This window comes from Nocardioides kongjuensis, assembly GCF_013409625.1.
Classification (GTDB): domain Bacteria; phylum Actinomycetota; class Actinomycetes; order Propionibacteriales; family Nocardioidaceae; genus Nocardioides; species Nocardioides kongjuensis.
Genome location: NZ_JACCBF010000001.1, coordinates 1343341 through 1356837 on the forward strand (window position 1 = coordinate 1343341; position 13497 = coordinate 1356837).

Sequence of the window (13497 nt, forward strand, 5' to 3'; positions counted from 1 at the left end):
CCGACTGGCGTCCTCAGGGCGAGTGAACCCAGCCACCCGTGCCGGACCGGACCACCTCGGTACGGGCCGCGGGCCCAGCCGCGAGACTCAGCCTGCCTGCTTGTCGTCCACGATCTCGGCGTCGACCGCGAGGTCGAAGTCGAATGTGAGCTCCTCGCGCTCGAGGTCGGCGAGCGCGGAGAACTCGCTCGAGGTGAGGGCCTTGGGCGTCTCCTCGATCTCGGTCGGCGCCGGGATCGTGGCGATCGGGTCCGCGGCGTTGAGCTTGCGGGCGGCGGGGAGGACGGAGCGCTCGAGGGAGCCGGTGAAGCTGTTGTAGTCCTTCACGCTGCGCTGGATCGAGCGGCCGAGCTTGTCGACGTGCTCGGAGAGCTTGAGGATGCGGCGGTAGAGGACCTGGCCGAGCTCGAAGAGGACCTGTGCGTCCTCGGTGAGCGCCTCCTGCTTCCAGGTGAAGGCGACCGTCTTGAGCATGCCCCACAGGTTGGTGGGGGTGGCGAGCACGATGCCTTGCTTGAAGGCGTGCTCCATCAGCGAGGGGTCGACCTCGAGGGCGGCGTTGAGGAGCTGCTCGTTGGGGATGAACGCGACGGTGAACTCCGGACTGATCGCCAGACCGGTCCAGTACCCCTTCTGGGAGAGGGTGTCGACGTGGCCGCGGACCTTGCGGGCGTGGTCCTCGAGCAGGCGCTGACGCACCTCGGGCTCGAGGCCCTCGCGCTGGGCGTCCATGAACGCGTTGTAGGGGACCTTGGCGTCGATCGCCATCTGCTTGCCGCCGGGCAGGTTGATCACCATGTCGGGCCGGCGGGCTCCCGAGTCGGCCTCGACGGAGTGCTGGAGCTCGAAGTCGACGCGGTTGAGCAGGCCGGCCGTCTCGACCAGGGTGCGCAGCTGGGTCTCGCCCCACGCGCCGCGCACCGCGTTGTTCTTGAGGACCGAGGCCAGTGTGTCGGCCGCCTTGCGGGAGTCCTCAACCGAGCGCTGGGTGTGCTGGATCTGGGTCGCGAGCTCGGTGTGCTGGCGGACCCGCGCCTTCTCGAGCTCGTCGACCTTCTGCTGCATCGAGCGGAGGTGCTCGACGACGGGCGTGAGCGTCTTGAGGACCTGGGTCTGGCCGGACTCGCCCCGCTCGCGCTCCTGCTGGGCCTGGCGCTGCTGCTCCACCAGCGTGCGGTACCGGGCGCGGGCGTCGTCGACGGCGTCACGCAGCTCGTCGACGGTGGCCAGGGCGCCGGTCAGCTCGGCCTGGACGGCGGCCCGGGCCGCAGCCTCCTCGGCCAGGACGGCGGCGGTGCGGGACTCGCCCTCGAGTCGCACGCGCTCGACCTCGTGGCGCAGGTCGGCGAGCTCCGCCTCGTGGCGCGCCGCGACGACCTCGGGAGCCTCGCCCGGGGCGACCTCCACGGTGGCCGGCAGGAGCGACTGGCGCACCATCCAGCCGACCCCCGCACCGAGCAGGAGACCGACGAGGAGAGCGAGGAGGATGGCCATGGGTGCAGTCAAACAGGAGGGCCCGACAGAACTCCTCGGGCCACGCCGGGCGCCTGCGGATCAGGCGTACCGGACCGTCCGGTCGCCCTTCGTCCAGCCGTACAGCGCGAGCCCACCGGCCGCGGCCAGCCGCACCGACAGACCGGTCGGGGCGCCGACCGCGACGAGCGCGCCGATCCCGCTGGCGACCGCCTTCTGGACCAGCTCGAAACCGGCGCGGCCGCTGATGACCAGCACGGACTCGGCCGACGGTGCCCCGGCCAGGACCCGTGAGCCGACGACCTTGTCGACGGCGTTGTGCCGTCCCACGTCCTCCCGTACGGCGACCAGCCCGCCCTCCGCGTCGAAGAGCCCCGCCGCGTGGGCGCTGCCGGTGCGCTCGAAGAGCTGCTGGTGCGGCCGCATCAGGTCGGGCAGCCGGCGCACCAGCTCGGGGGAGGGGAGGGGGCCCGACCAGGGCAGCGAGGGGCGACGGGAGAGCACCTCGTCGACCTCGTCGGTCCCACACACCCCGCAGGCTGCCGACCCGGCGCTGAGTGCGTCGAGCTGGCTCGGGACCCGCGACGGCACCGCGTCGAGGGTGACGGTGACGACGTTGAACTCCTGCTCGGGCCGCAGCTCGACGTCGGTGCAGTACGCGACGCCGGCCGGACGGCCGAGACCCTCGTGGTGCACCCAACCGGCGGCCAGCTCGAAGTCGTTGCCGGGGGTCCGCAGCGTCGTCCACACCCGTCGTGCCGGGGCACCCGGCCACGCCAGCCGGATCTCGAGCGGCTCCTCGGTGAGCACCCGGTCCTCCGGCCGACGTACGTCGTCGCCGCGGTGCTCCTCGACCCGCACCCGCGTGGTCGGCCCCGGCCGCCGGGCCTTGACGCCGGTCACAGCACGGCCCGCCGTCGGCGCAGCTCGTCGAGCCGGTCGGTCAGCCGGCGTCGTACGGCGCCCGGCAGGTCGCGCTCGAGCGCGGCGACGGCGGCGGCCTCGGTGGCGTCGTCGAGGTGGGTGATGGGGAAGTAGGCCTCGACGACCTCGCCCTGCACCCAGCCCTGGTGGGCACCCATGATCGTGTCGAGCTGCTCGAAGTAGGCGGTGGCGAAGGGCGCGGTGATCTCGCGCTGGCCGGCCTGCCACAGCCCGTTTCCGGCCGCCTTGACCTCGTAGTTGGGGACCGACACCTCACCGATCGCCCGCGCCCAGGCGAACTGCTTGGCCTCGAGGGTCGGCAGCGAGGACACGGCCCGAGCGTGGTGCACGGTGGTCGTGCCGCTGCGCTCCGCCTCGAGCGCCGCGTCCAGCGCCGCCCGGTCGGTGGCCCCGAGCTCGGCGAGCCGGCGGCGGGCCTTCCAGCGCAGGTCGTTGTCGGCGACGATCCCCTCGGGCAGGTCCTCGCCCGCCGCCCAGCGCTCCAGCTCGTCGGCGTCCGCCGCCGAGAGCACCGTCGCCCGGAAGGCCGACAGCTGCAGCTCGGAGCCCACGTCCGCGGCCTCGGCCGCCCGTCGGACGGCGGCGTGGAACCGCTCCGTGGTCCCGGCCGGTGCGAGCGGCAGCACGGTCTCCAGCACCCACGGCAGCAGGTTCCGGGCGCCGTCGGAGGTGTCCTCGACGGGAGGTGCGGTCGCGAGCAGGTCGGCGACCTGGGCGGGGGTGAGCGCACCTTCGAACAGGCCCAACCGGACGCTGTTCCACATGGTCGCGCGCAGCTGCGGGTCGGTCATCGCCGGCGCCAGTGTCGGCAGCGCCGCCATGGTCAGCGCGTCGGGCGGGCTGACCGCCCAGGTCGACTCGGTGGCGTCGAGGAGCACGGGCGCGTCGCCGGCCTCGAGCGGCGTGGCCGGGCCGTCGACCACGAGCGGCCGCTGGGTCCAGCCGTCCGCACCGTGGGTGGCGACGACGAGGTCGTGGCGGCGGTCGGCGGGGTGGGCCGCGGGGGAGGTACGACGGACCACCCCGGCCCCGCGGTCGAGGTCGAGCCGGTCAGCGCCCGGCGTGAGCAGCCAGTCCTTGATGAAGCCGTCGAGGCTGGCGCCGCCGGCAGCCCGCTCCCAGCTCGCGAACAGGTCGTGCATCGTCGCGTTGCCGAACCGGTGCAGCTCGAAGTGATCGCGCACGCCACCGAGGAAGGCGTCGTCGCCGAGGCGGCGGGCGAGCTGGCGCAGCACGTTCGAGCCACGCGCGTAGGAGATGCCGTCGAAGTTCTGCAGCGCCGAGAGGGCGTCGGGCGCGGCATTGCCGGCGACGGGGTGCGTCGTCGGACGCTGGTCGGCGGTGATGCCCCACGTGCGGCGGGCGTAGGAGTCGTGCAGGGGGCCGTCGGCGTACTCCGTGGCGTCGGTGATCACGCGCAGTCCCATGTACTCGGCGAACGACTCGTTGAGCCACAGGTCGTCCCACCACTTCGGCGTGACGATGTTGCCGAACCACTGGTGCGCCATCTCGTGGGCGATGATGTTGGCCCGGAAGCTGCGGTCGGCGCGGGTGCTGGCACCTTCGAAGAGGAGCGGGTCACGCAGCGTGATGCAGCCCGGGTTCTCCATCGCACCGGCGTTGAACTCGGGCACGAACGCCTGGTGGTAGTCGCCGAAGGGGTACCGGATGCCGAAGAGCCGGTGCAGCTCGTCGAACGACTGCCGGGTCAGGGTCAGCAGCTCGTCGGCCTCGCGGTCGAGCGTCGCGGCGAGGCTCTGCCGCGAGCTCAGGCCGAGCGGGATGCCGTCGTGCTCGTCGCGGATCAGGTGGTAGGGCCCGGCCACGACGGTGACGAAGTACGTCGCCAGCGGCTGCGTCGGCCCGAGCTCCCACCGCTTCGTCGTGCCGTCACCACCGGTCTCGGCGGCCGGCGCGTTGCCGACCACCAGCCAGTCGGACGGCGCGGTCACCCGCACGGAGTAGGGCGCCTTGAGGTCGGGCTGGTCGAAGCACGCGAACACCGACGGGGCCGCGTCCATGAAGGACATCCCGTAGACGTAGGCCTTGCCGTCGACCGGGTCGACCGAGCGGTGCAGGCCCTCGCCGTCGTTGCGGAAGGCCATCGTCGCGTCGACGACCAGCTCGTGCTCGCCGGCGGCCAGGTCCAGCGCGATCCTGCCGTCCGCCAGCTGCTCGACGTCGAGCGGGTGACCGTCGAGCCGCGCGGCGTGCAGCGCCCGTGGCTTCACGTCGACGAACGTGTCGGCCCGCTCGCTGCGGAACCGGATCGTGGTGACCGAGTGGAAGGTCTCCTCGCTCGACGACAGGTCCAGCTCGACGTCGTACGACGTCACGGTGAGCACGCTCGCGCGGTGCTCGGCTTCGGCGCGGGTGAGGCTCATCCGGCCAGCCTAGAACTCAACCGGATGCACGGCGGATGTGGGAGGGTTCGGGCCATGCGTGCGTGGACCCAGGTGCCGCCCCAGCAGGGCCGGCGGTACGTCATCACCGGCTCGAACGGCGGACTCGGGCTCGAGACCGCCCGGATCCTCGGGTCACGTGGCGCCGAGATCGTGATGGCCTGCCGCAGCGTCGAGAAGGCCTCCGCCGCCGCCCGCACCGTGCCGGGCCACGACAAGGGCCGGGTCGAGGTGCGCCAGGTCGACGTCAGCTCCCTGGACTCCGTGCGGCTGTTCGCGAAGGGGCTGGAGGCCGACGGCCGCCCGGTCGACGTCCTGGTCAACAACGCCGGCGTGCTCGGCGTACCGCACTCGGTGACGCCGGAGGGCGTCGAGATGCACTTCGCGACCAACTACCTCGGCCACTTCCTGCTCACCCAGCTGCTGCTGCCGCTGCTCACCGACCGGGTGGTCGTGATCAGCTCGCGCGAGCACCGCTCCGGACGCATCGACCTCGACGACCTCGGTTGGCAGCGCCGTCCCTACCGGCCCTTCCAGGCGTACGGCGACTCCAAGCTCGCCGACCTGCTCTTCATGCGCGAGCTGGACCGCCGCCTGCGCAGCCAGGGCTCTCACCTGCGCGCCGTCGCCGCCCACCCGGGCGCCTCCGCGACTGCGATCACCAGCGGATCGGGCCACCCGGTCGTCACCGCCATCGGCCACTACGGCCAGAAGCTGGTCGGCATGCCCGCCTGGCGCGGTGCCCTGTGCACCGTCTACGCCGCCACCATGCCCGTCGACGGCGGCACCTACATCGGCCCCCACGGCCGCACCGAGCTGTGGGGGTGGCCGGCCCCGGCCCGGATGTCGCACAAAGCGGACGACGAGGTCCTCGCGCGAGCGTTGTGGGAGCGGTCGATCGAGCTCACCGGGATCTGACTGGGCGCACGAAGAACGGGTACTGCCCTCTCGCGGTCGACGGCTGCAGCGGTGAGTCCCTACAAGTGCAAACGGAGTCAGACTGATGCTGACGAAAGCGCTTCTCGTACGCCTCGAGGCCCTCCCGGGCAAGGAGGCGGAACTCGCCGACTTCCTCACCGCGGCCCGATCGATCGTGATGCAGGAGCCCGGAACGATCGCCTGGTTCGCGATCCAGTTCGGGCCCTCGAGCTTCGGGGTCTACGACGTCTTCCCGGACGACGAGGCCCGGGACGCGCACCTGGCGGGCGGTGTGGGGCAGGCACTCGGTCCCAACACCGGGGTCCTCTTCTCCGAGCCTGAGATCGAGAAGATCGACATCCTGGCCGACAAGGTCCCGGCGTAGCCTTCCTCGGGCGCTGCGGCGCTGTTGGTGCCGCGTCAGCCGATCTCGATGCTCTCGAACGTGACCGGCGTGTTCGGCCGGCCGCCGCCGCTCTGTGCCCAGTACCCGTCGTTCCCGCTCGCGGTCGCCTTCTTCAGCGTCGCGACCGACGCGGCGTCGAGGTGGCCCCAGACGGTGTAGTCCGGCGGGAACTGGGAGTCTCCGAAGACGATGAAGAACTGGCCGCCGCCGGAGTGGGGCCGGCCGGTGTTCGCCATGGCCAGGGTTCCGGCCGGGTAGGTCTCCGTGCCGTCGACCTCGTCCGGGATCGTGTAGCCCGGACCGCCGGTGCCGGTCTTGGGGTCGGCGTCGGCCGCCTTGGGGTCGAAGTACGGGTCGCCGCACTGGAGGAACTCGAACCCGGGGTCGTTGCCCTGGCGGTGGCACGAGGTGTTGTCGTAGTAGCCCTGCTCGACCAGGGAGACGAAGGACTCGACGGTGCAGGGCGCCTTCGTGGCGTCGAGGGTGACCGTGAGCTTGCCGATCGAGGTCGTGAGCACGGCCGTGACGTCGCTGGTGTACTCCGGCGTCGTGGGCGGCAGCTCGACGTCGCGCGCGGGCTCACCCTCCGCGACCCAGTCACACTCGCCGGCGGCGGCCGGCGTGCCGGCCGTGGTCGCCTCGGTCGTGACCGATCCGGACGGCGACGTGGACTCGGCGTTCCCCGGGTCCTTGGCGGTGTCGTCGCCGCAGGCGGACACGGAGGCGAGGAGCAGCAGGGCCGGGACCCCGGCGAGCAGGCGAGAGCGCATGGCCCGCATCGTACGCAGCGCAGCGCGCACCTCCCGCGACACGTCCGGGCTAGGTTGGCGGCATGGACCTCGGCATCCACTACGCGAGCTTCAGCCACCCGGAGTGGGACCGGCGACTGGCCACGCGGCTGGCGGCGACGGCACAGATCGCCGACGAGGGCGGGATCGCGCTGTTCACCGTGATGGACCACTACTTCCAGATGGAGATGGCGGGCGGTCCGGCCGAGCCGATGCTCGAGGGCTACACGACGCTCGGCTTCCTCGCGGGTCGCACCGAGCGGATCGCTCTCGGCCTGCTCGTGACCGGTGTGACCTACCGCCACCCGGGCCTGCTCGCCAAGATCGTGACGACGCTGGACGTGCTGTCGGGTGGCCGGGCGTGGCTGGGGATCGGCGCAGCCTGGTACGAGCGCGAGCACGCCGGGCTCGGCGTACCCTTCCAGCCGGTCGCCGAGAGGTTCGAGCGGCTCGAGGACACGCTGCGGATCTGCCGGCAGATGTGGAGCGACGAGGACGGCGCCTTCGACGGCACGCACCACCGGCTCGCCGAGACGATCTGCGTCCCGCCGCCGGTGAACGGGAGGGTGCCGATCCTGATCGGGGGTTCGGGGGAGCGCAAGACGCTTCGGCTCGTCGCACAGTACGGCGACGCCTGCAACCTCTTCACCGGCGAGGGGCCCGACGGCGTGGCCGCCAAGCTCGACGTGCTGCGCCGGCACTGCGACGACGTCGGGCGCGACTACGACGAGATCCGCAAGACGATCCTGTGGTTCGGCGACCCGGTCGCCGAACCGGACCGGTTCGCCCGGGAGATGGCGAGGTACGCCGGTCTGGGGATCACCTTGACCGCGCTGATGCCGCCCACCGGGGATCCCGAGCGGTGGGCGGCGTCGCTGGTCGACCAGGTGCTGCCGACCCTCAGCCGGTGAGGGCGACGAAGTCGGCCGGCAGCTCGTGGTCCTCGAGGACGCGCATCTCGATCGGGCCGCCGGTGTAGGAGTCCTCGGCGATGATCATCAGGTCCTCGTCGAAGGACCAGAAGATCACGTTGCGCATCTTGATCAGGTAGTTCTTGTCCGCCTCGGCGAAGCCGGCCGCCATCGGGTGCTGGACCATCAGCGCACCCGGCTGGATGAGGGTGAGCACACCCTCGATCACGATGCAGTCGTCGTCGACGACCATCCGCTCGCAGAAGAACTCCAGCACGTGGCCGTTGTTCTCGACCAGGTTCGTGTAGTACTCCGCCACACCCTCCTTGGTCTTCGGGCCGACATCACCGGAGAGCTCCCAGAAGTGGTAGCTCGTGGCGTCGCCGAGGGTGCCGATCAGGGTCTCCAGGTCGCCGTCGCGCTCGGCGGCGGCGTGCACCCGCATCCGCTCCAGCATGGTCCGCTGACGCGGCGACTCGGTGGTCGCCAGCCGCCGGGTGATGAAGTCGACGAGGTGGCTCCGGTTGAGCTCGATCACGGGTGGTTCCTCTCGGTGGGGTGGAGTGCGATCCGGCCGTGGGAGGCGAAGGCGGCCTCCCGCTCGGCGCGGTCAGCCGCGGTGAAGGCGCGGTAGCCGGTGGCGGTGGCGAGGTACGTCGGGTCGTCGACCAGCCAGGCCTCGCTGCGCAGGACCTGCTTGTCGAGCTTCCCGGTACCGGTCAGCGGCAGGTCCTCGACGACCCGGACCAGGCGCGGACGCCACTTGGTGCCCAGGTCGGGCTGCTCGTCCAGGAACGCGCCGAGCTCGGTGGGGTCCAGGCTCGCGCCCGGCAGCAGCAGGAGGGAGGCCATCACCTCGTCGCCGGTGCGCGGGTCCGGCACGCCGTAGACCACCGCGGTGGCGACGGCGGGGTGCCGGGCGAGGATCCGCTCGACCGGCGCGCTGGCGAAGTTCTCGCTGTCGACGCGGATCCAGTCGGAGCTGCGACCCGCGAACCAGAAGCTGCCCTCGGCGTCGGCGTAGGCGAGGTCACCGGTCCAGTAGTCACCGTCGCGCACCTTGGCCGCCATCGCGCCCGGGTTGTTGTAGTAGCCCTCGAAGCGCGCGGCGCCGCCGCGGACGACGATCTCGCCGGTCGCCTCGGCCGCGTTGAGCAGCCGGCCGTCCTCGGCGAACTCCGCGGGCGGGGTCTCCTGGCCGTCGGCGTCGAGGATGACCAGGCCCATGGCGGGATCGGGGCGGCCGAGCGCGCCGGGCGGCGTGTCCTCGCTGCGCAGGATCGTGCAGACGCCCTCCGAGGAGCCGTACGACTCGACGATGCGGCACCCGAAGCGACGCTGGAACTCCTCGCGGTCCCGGGTGGAGGCCTCGGTCCCGAAGCCGAAGCGCAGGGTGTTGTCGCGCTCGCCGGGTGTCTCGGGCTGCGCGAGGACGTACGACAGCGCGCGGCCGACGTAGTTGAAGAAGGTCGCGCCGAACCGCTGGACGTCGGGCAGGAACCCGGACGCCGAGAACCTCGGGCGCATCGCGTAGGTCCCGCCGACGACCAGGATCGGCGCCCAGGCCGCCATCAGCGCGTTGCCGTGGAACAGCGGCATGGCGTTGTAGGCGACGTCGTCGCGGGTCAGGCCGTGCACGTTGAGCTGACCGATCACCGCGAGTCGGGACGACGAGCACACGACGGCCTTCGGCGCGCCCGTGGAGCCGGAGGTGAAGAGCAGCAGCAGGGTGTGCTCCGTGCCCGGGGGAGCAGTGGCGTGCGCCGGGTGCTCGGCCGCGCGGGCCAGCAGCTCGCGGTAGCGGTCGCCGTCCTGGTCGATGACGTCGATCCCGTCCAGCTCGAGGTCCTCGATCAGCCCGCGGTGCGTCCTACCCACGAGCAGGGTCTGCACGTCGGTGCCCCGGATGTCTGCGGCGAGCTCGGCTCCGCGGCGGGTCGGGTTGACGCCGACGACGGTCGCTCCGGACAGGGCGGCCGCCGCGATGAGCAGCAGGTACTCCGGGTCGTTGTCCATCAGGACACCCACGTGCCAGGGCCCCGGCCTCCGCAGCGCCGTCAGCACGGCAGCGCGGCGCCGGGCGCCGGCGACGAAGTCACGCCAGCTCACGGACTCCTCGCCGAACAGCAGCGCCGGGTGGTCGTCCTCGGCGCGGGCGAGCAGCAGCTCGGCGACCGAGCCGTACGCGAAGGTGGGTGTCACTGGCGCTCCCGGGTGATGCGGATTACATTGCGTAGCGACACGAAACATAAATACCGTGGTCAGCCCCGTCAAGGGGGTCCGCGACAATGACCCGGCGAGCGGGGGACCGGCACTGCGAGGAGGTGGCTGCGTGAGTGAGGGCGTTGCTGCCGGCCGCCCCCGGGACGTCCGGATCGACGAGGCGGTGCTGGCCGCGACCACCGATCTGGTCGCCGAGGTGGGCTACGCCGACCTGACCTTCCGCGCGATCGCGGAGCGGGCCGGTACGTCGGTCCCGGCCATCCGGCGCCGGTGGGCGTCCAAGGCGCATCTGGTCCACGAGGCTGTCTTCCCGTCGTCGGCCGTGGTCGACGCGGGTCCCGCCTCCGACCTCCGCGCCGACGTCCGCGTGGTCGTCGAGAGCTGCCTGCGGGTGGTCGGATCTCCTGCAGGCTGCCGGGCGATCCCCGCGCTGATGGGCGAGATGATGGCCGACCACGCGCTCGAGGAGGAGCTCAGCGCCCGACTCATGTCGACGGGCTGGGAGAGCCTGGCCGTCCGCCTCGCGCAGGCCGTCGAGCGGGGCGAGGCTCGGCCCGACGTCGACCTCGCGCTGTTCATCGAGATGGTCTTCGGAACCACGCTGACTGCGATCGTGCTGCGCGGGCGCGACGCCGTCGACGACGCCTGGGTGGAGTCGCTGGTGACCAGCATCGTCGAGGGCGTCCGCGCCTCCTGAGCCCCGTCCCTGCTCAACCGGCGGTGGCGCGTGCTGCCTCCTCGACCAGGTCGGCGATCGCGACCGGCTGAGAGGCCAACGAGGCGTGGCTGGCCGCGAGCTCGACGGTGCTCCGCGGCTGCAACCGCGCAGCCATCCGGCGCTGGTTGTCGGGGTGGATCATCCGGTCGTCGGTGGAGACCTGGTACCACGCCGGCTTGTGCCGCCAAGCCGGCTCGGAGACGGTGTCGCCGAAGGTGGTTCCCAGCGGCGCCTTCTGGGTCACTGCCATCACCAGGGTCTCGTCGGCGGGCAGGTCCTGGGCGAAGCTCTCCGCGAACAGGTCCGGCTTCACCCAGAGCCGGCCGTCCGCGTCCGGCTCGATGTTGGCGATCGCCGCCGGCGGGTGCTCCTCGGTGATCTGGCCGGGGCTCTCGCCGGCGTCCGGCGCGAAGGCAGCGACGTAGACCAGGCCGACCACGTTGGGCAGGTCGCCGGCCTCGGTGATGACCGCGCCGCCGTACGAGTGCCCCACGAGGAGCACGGGGCCGTCGATCTGTCGGACCAGGTCCCGGGTGCGCGTGGCATCGTCGGCCAGCGAGGTCAGCGGCAGCTCGACGGCACGCAGACCGCGGTGGCCGCGGCGGTCGAGCTCCACGATCACCTTGGCCCAATGGGCGGCGCCGCCCCAGAACCCGTGGACGAGGACGATGGTGGGAGTGGACATCAGGACTCCTTCGTGAGTGCCTCCCCGCGGGTCGGGGGAGTAGGGTGCGTCCACCCTAGGAAGACGTCGAGGCAAGGAACCATGCCTGATCCGCTCCCATACATTGCCGATCCTCTCGCAGCCGGCGACGCCCTCTCGGACGTGCTGGAGATGATCCACCTGCGCGGCGGCGAGGTGGAGGCCGTGCACGCAGACGGGCGGCGCGCCGTACGGCATCGGCCGGGGTCGCGCGTGCTGCACCTGGTCGAGACCGGGGAGGCCGAGCTGCGGGTCGACGACGGGGGACCGCGGGTGGGCCTGCGAGCTGGGGACCTCGCGCTCCTGGCTCGCGGGCGTGCGCACGCCCTGCACCCGGGACCGGACGCGACGTGGCTCAGCGGCTCGTTCGCGGTCGAGGAGAGGGTCGCGGCACCGCTGCTCGCCGTGCTGCCGACCGTGATCGTGATCCGCGGCGACGAGGAGGGCCTCGACTGGCTGCCGCTGAGTGCGCGGCTGCTGGGTGTCGAGGTAGCCGAGCCCCGCGCGGGCTCGCAGGTGATGGTGTCGCGGATCCTCGACCTGCTGTTCATCCAGGCGCTGCGCACGTGGGCGGCGCGTGGCGAGGTGGCCGGCGCGGGTTGGCTGACCGCGGCCCTCGACCCGCAGGTCGGCCGGGCCCTGAAGGTCATGCACCGCCGCCCCGAGGATCCGTGGACCGTCGACCGCCTCGCGGACCTCGCAGCGATGTCACGGGCCGCCTTCGCAGCCCGGTTCGGCCGTCTCGCCGGTGAGTCGCCGGGACGCTACCTGCAACGGCTCCGGCTCGCCCGCGCGGCGGACCGGCTCACCACGACTCGCGAACCCGCCGGCAGCATCGGGCGGAGCGTCGGGTACTCCTCCGAGGCCGCCTTCTCCCGCGCCTTCGCCCGCGAGTACGGCACAGCCCCGAGGGCGTGGCGAGCCGCACGAGAGGCGGATGGGAGGGTGGAGCCATGATCCTCGAGCACGCCGTCCTGCCCGTCCTGCCCGGCCGGGAAGCCGAGTTCGAGACGGCGTTCAGCCAGGCACGGTCGATCATCGCGGCGATGCCCGGCTTCCGCAGCCTCGCCCTGCGCCGCTCGCTGGAGTCGCCGAACCTCTACCTGCTGCTGGTCGAGTGGGAGACCCTCGAGGACCACACCGAGGGCTTCCGGGGATCACCCCAGTACGACGAGTGGCGGGCCCTGCTGCACGAGTTCTACGACCCGTTCCCGGTCGTGGAGCACTACGTCGACGTGCTCACAGCATCGTGATCGCGACGACCACGCCCGCCAGCACGACGGCGCCGCGGAACACCCCGGACGGGAGCCGCCGGCCGATCCGCGCGCCGAGGTAGCCTCCGGCGATCGAGCCGGCGGCCAGCGGGGCGATGGCGGCCCAGTCGAGGTCGGCGACGGCCACGAAGATCGCTCCGGCGACGAGGTTGCCGGCCAGCAGCCCGAGTGTCTTGAGCGCATTGACGACGCGCAGCTCGACGTCGGTACCCAGACCGAGCACGGCGACCATCATCACGCCGGCGCCAGCGCCGAAGTAGCCGCCGTACACGCCGGTCAGGCCGGCGAAGAGCGTGGTCAGCGGCGAGAGGTGGTGCCGTGGGCCGGTGTCCTCGGCGCGGTACCTGGCCAGGCGGCGCGCGAGCCAGGGCTGCGCGCCGACCAGGCCGCAGGCGAGCAGGATCAGCCACGGCACCGCGGCCTCGAACGTGGCGGCCGGCAGTGCGAGCAGGAGGACGGCGCCGGCGACCGCGCCGAGGGCGCAGCAGAGCAGCACCAGGCGAGTGATGCCGGGGTGCTCCCGCAGCTCGGACCGGTAGCCGAACGAACCGCTCAGGCCGCCGGGGATCAGCCCCACCGTGTTCGAGGCGTTCGCGACGACCGGCGGGAGACCCAGCGCGACCAGGACGGGGAAGCTGAGCAGCGAGGCCACACCGACGGTCGAGCTCAGGATGCCGGCGCCGAGTCCCGTGCCCAGGACGGCCAGCTGCTCGAGGCCGCTCATGGCGGCATCGTA

General features: G+C 72.2%; 14 protein-coding genes. 6 read left to right on the top strand and 8 right to left on the bottom strand.

Annotated elements, in window-relative coordinates:
• Nucleotides 1–87 precede the first annotated feature (87 nt).
• Genes BJ958_RS06380 through pepN form a run of 3 tightly spaced genes read right to left on the bottom strand, consistent with a single transcriptional unit; the run spans nt 88 to nt 4802 of the window.
• Complete coding sequence (locus tag BJ958_RS06380) at nt 88–1494, bottom strand: DNA recombination protein RmuC (protein WP_218865624.1); 1407 nt, start codon at nt 1492–1494, stop codon at nt 88–90.
• A gap of 60 nt (nt 1495–1554) precedes the next feature.
• The gene (locus BJ958_RS06385; protein WP_179726069.1) at nt 1555–2376 is read right to left on the bottom strand and encodes a formate dehydrogenase accessory sulfurtransferase FdhD; all 822 of its coding nucleotides are present in this window, start codon (nt 2374–2376) and stop codon (nt 1555–1557) included.
• Nucleotides 2373–4802 (bottom strand): aminopeptidase N, encoded by a 2430-nt coding sequence (gene pepN / locus BJ958_RS06390; protein WP_179726070.1) that lies wholly within the window; start codon nt 4800–4802, stop codon nt 2373–2375. The genes BJ958_RS06385 and pepN overlap by 4 nt, the downstream gene beginning before the upstream one ends.
• 54 nt (nt 4803–4856) lie before the next feature.
• Between pepN and BJ958_RS06395 the strand changes: the two genes are divergently transcribed.
• Entirely contained in the window at nt 4857–5738 is an 882-nt protein-coding gene (locus tag BJ958_RS06395; RefSeq protein ID WP_179726071.1) for an oxidoreductase, read from the top strand.
• A gap of 85 nt (nt 5739–5823) precedes the next feature.
• A complete protein-coding gene (locus BJ958_RS06400) occupies nt 5824–6123 on the top strand; it encodes a putative quinol monooxygenase (RefSeq protein WP_246319012.1) in 300 nt (99 codons plus the stop codon).
• A gap of 35 nt (nt 6124–6158) precedes the next feature.
• Here BJ958_RS06400 and BJ958_RS06405 read toward each other — a convergent pair whose 3' ends face one another.
• On the bottom strand, nt 6159–6914 hold the full coding sequence (locus BJ958_RS06405; protein WP_179726072.1) for a peptidylprolyl isomerase: 756 nt from the start codon (nt 6912–6914) through the stop codon (nt 6159–6161).
• A 62-nt stretch (nt 6915–6976) separates the two neighbouring features.
• On the opposite strand from BJ958_RS06405, the gene BJ958_RS06410 reads away from it, so the two are divergent.
• Complete coding sequence (locus BJ958_RS06410) at nt 6977–7843, top strand: LLM class F420-dependent oxidoreductase (RefSeq protein WP_179726073.1); 867 nt, start codon at nt 6977–6979, stop codon at nt 7841–7843.
• Here the strand turns inward: BJ958_RS06410 and BJ958_RS06415 are convergent.
• Nucleotides 7833–8381 carry a hypothetical protein gene (locus BJ958_RS06415; RefSeq protein ID WP_179726074.1) on the bottom strand — a complete coding sequence of 183 codons (549 nt, stop codon included), beginning with the start codon at nt 8379–8381 and terminating at the stop codon, nt 7833–7835. The two genes, BJ958_RS06410 and BJ958_RS06415, sit on opposite strands and share 11 nt — an antisense overlap.
• Nucleotides 8378–10045, bottom strand: coding sequence for an AMP-binding protein (locus BJ958_RS06420; protein ID WP_179726075.1), 1668 nt, complete (start codon nt 10043–10045; stop codon nt 8378–8380). Before BJ958_RS06420 ends, BJ958_RS06415 begins: the two co-directional genes overlap by 4 nt.
• Nucleotides 10046–10175: 130 nt before the next feature.
• On the opposite strand from BJ958_RS06420, the gene BJ958_RS06425 reads away from it, so the two are divergent.
• A complete protein-coding gene (locus BJ958_RS06425; RefSeq protein WP_179726076.1) occupies nt 10176–10763 on the top strand; it encodes a TetR/AcrR family transcriptional regulator C-terminal ligand-binding domain-containing protein in 588 nt (195 codons plus the stop codon).
• Between the two features lie 13 nt (nt 10764–10776).
• Here the strand turns inward: BJ958_RS06425 and BJ958_RS06430 are convergent, their stop codons facing one another.
• Nucleotides 10777–11469, bottom strand: a complete 693-nt coding sequence (locus BJ958_RS06430; protein WP_218865625.1) for an alpha/beta hydrolase — start codon at nt 11467–11469, stop codon at nt 10777–10779.
• Nucleotides 11470–11550: 81 nt separating this feature from the next.
• On the opposite strand from BJ958_RS06430, the gene BJ958_RS06435 reads away from it, so the two are divergent.
• Nucleotides 11551–12444, top strand: coding sequence for an AraC family transcriptional regulator (locus BJ958_RS06435; RefSeq protein WP_179726077.1), 894 nt, complete (start codon nt 11551–11553; stop codon nt 12442–12444).
• Nucleotides 12441–12740, top strand: coding sequence for an antibiotic biosynthesis monooxygenase family protein (locus BJ958_RS06440; RefSeq protein ID WP_179726078.1), 300 nt, complete (start codon nt 12441–12443; stop codon nt 12738–12740). Before BJ958_RS06435 ends, BJ958_RS06440 begins: the two co-directional genes overlap by 4 nt.
• On the opposite strand, the gene BJ958_RS06445 is transcribed toward BJ958_RS06440, so the two are convergent.
• Nucleotides 12727–13485, bottom strand: a complete 759-nt coding sequence (locus BJ958_RS06445; protein WP_179726079.1) for a sulfite exporter TauE/SafE family protein — start codon at nt 13483–13485, stop codon at nt 12727–12729. The genes BJ958_RS06440 and BJ958_RS06445 overlap by 14 nt on opposite strands.
• Nucleotides 13486–13497 lie beyond the last annotated feature (12 nt).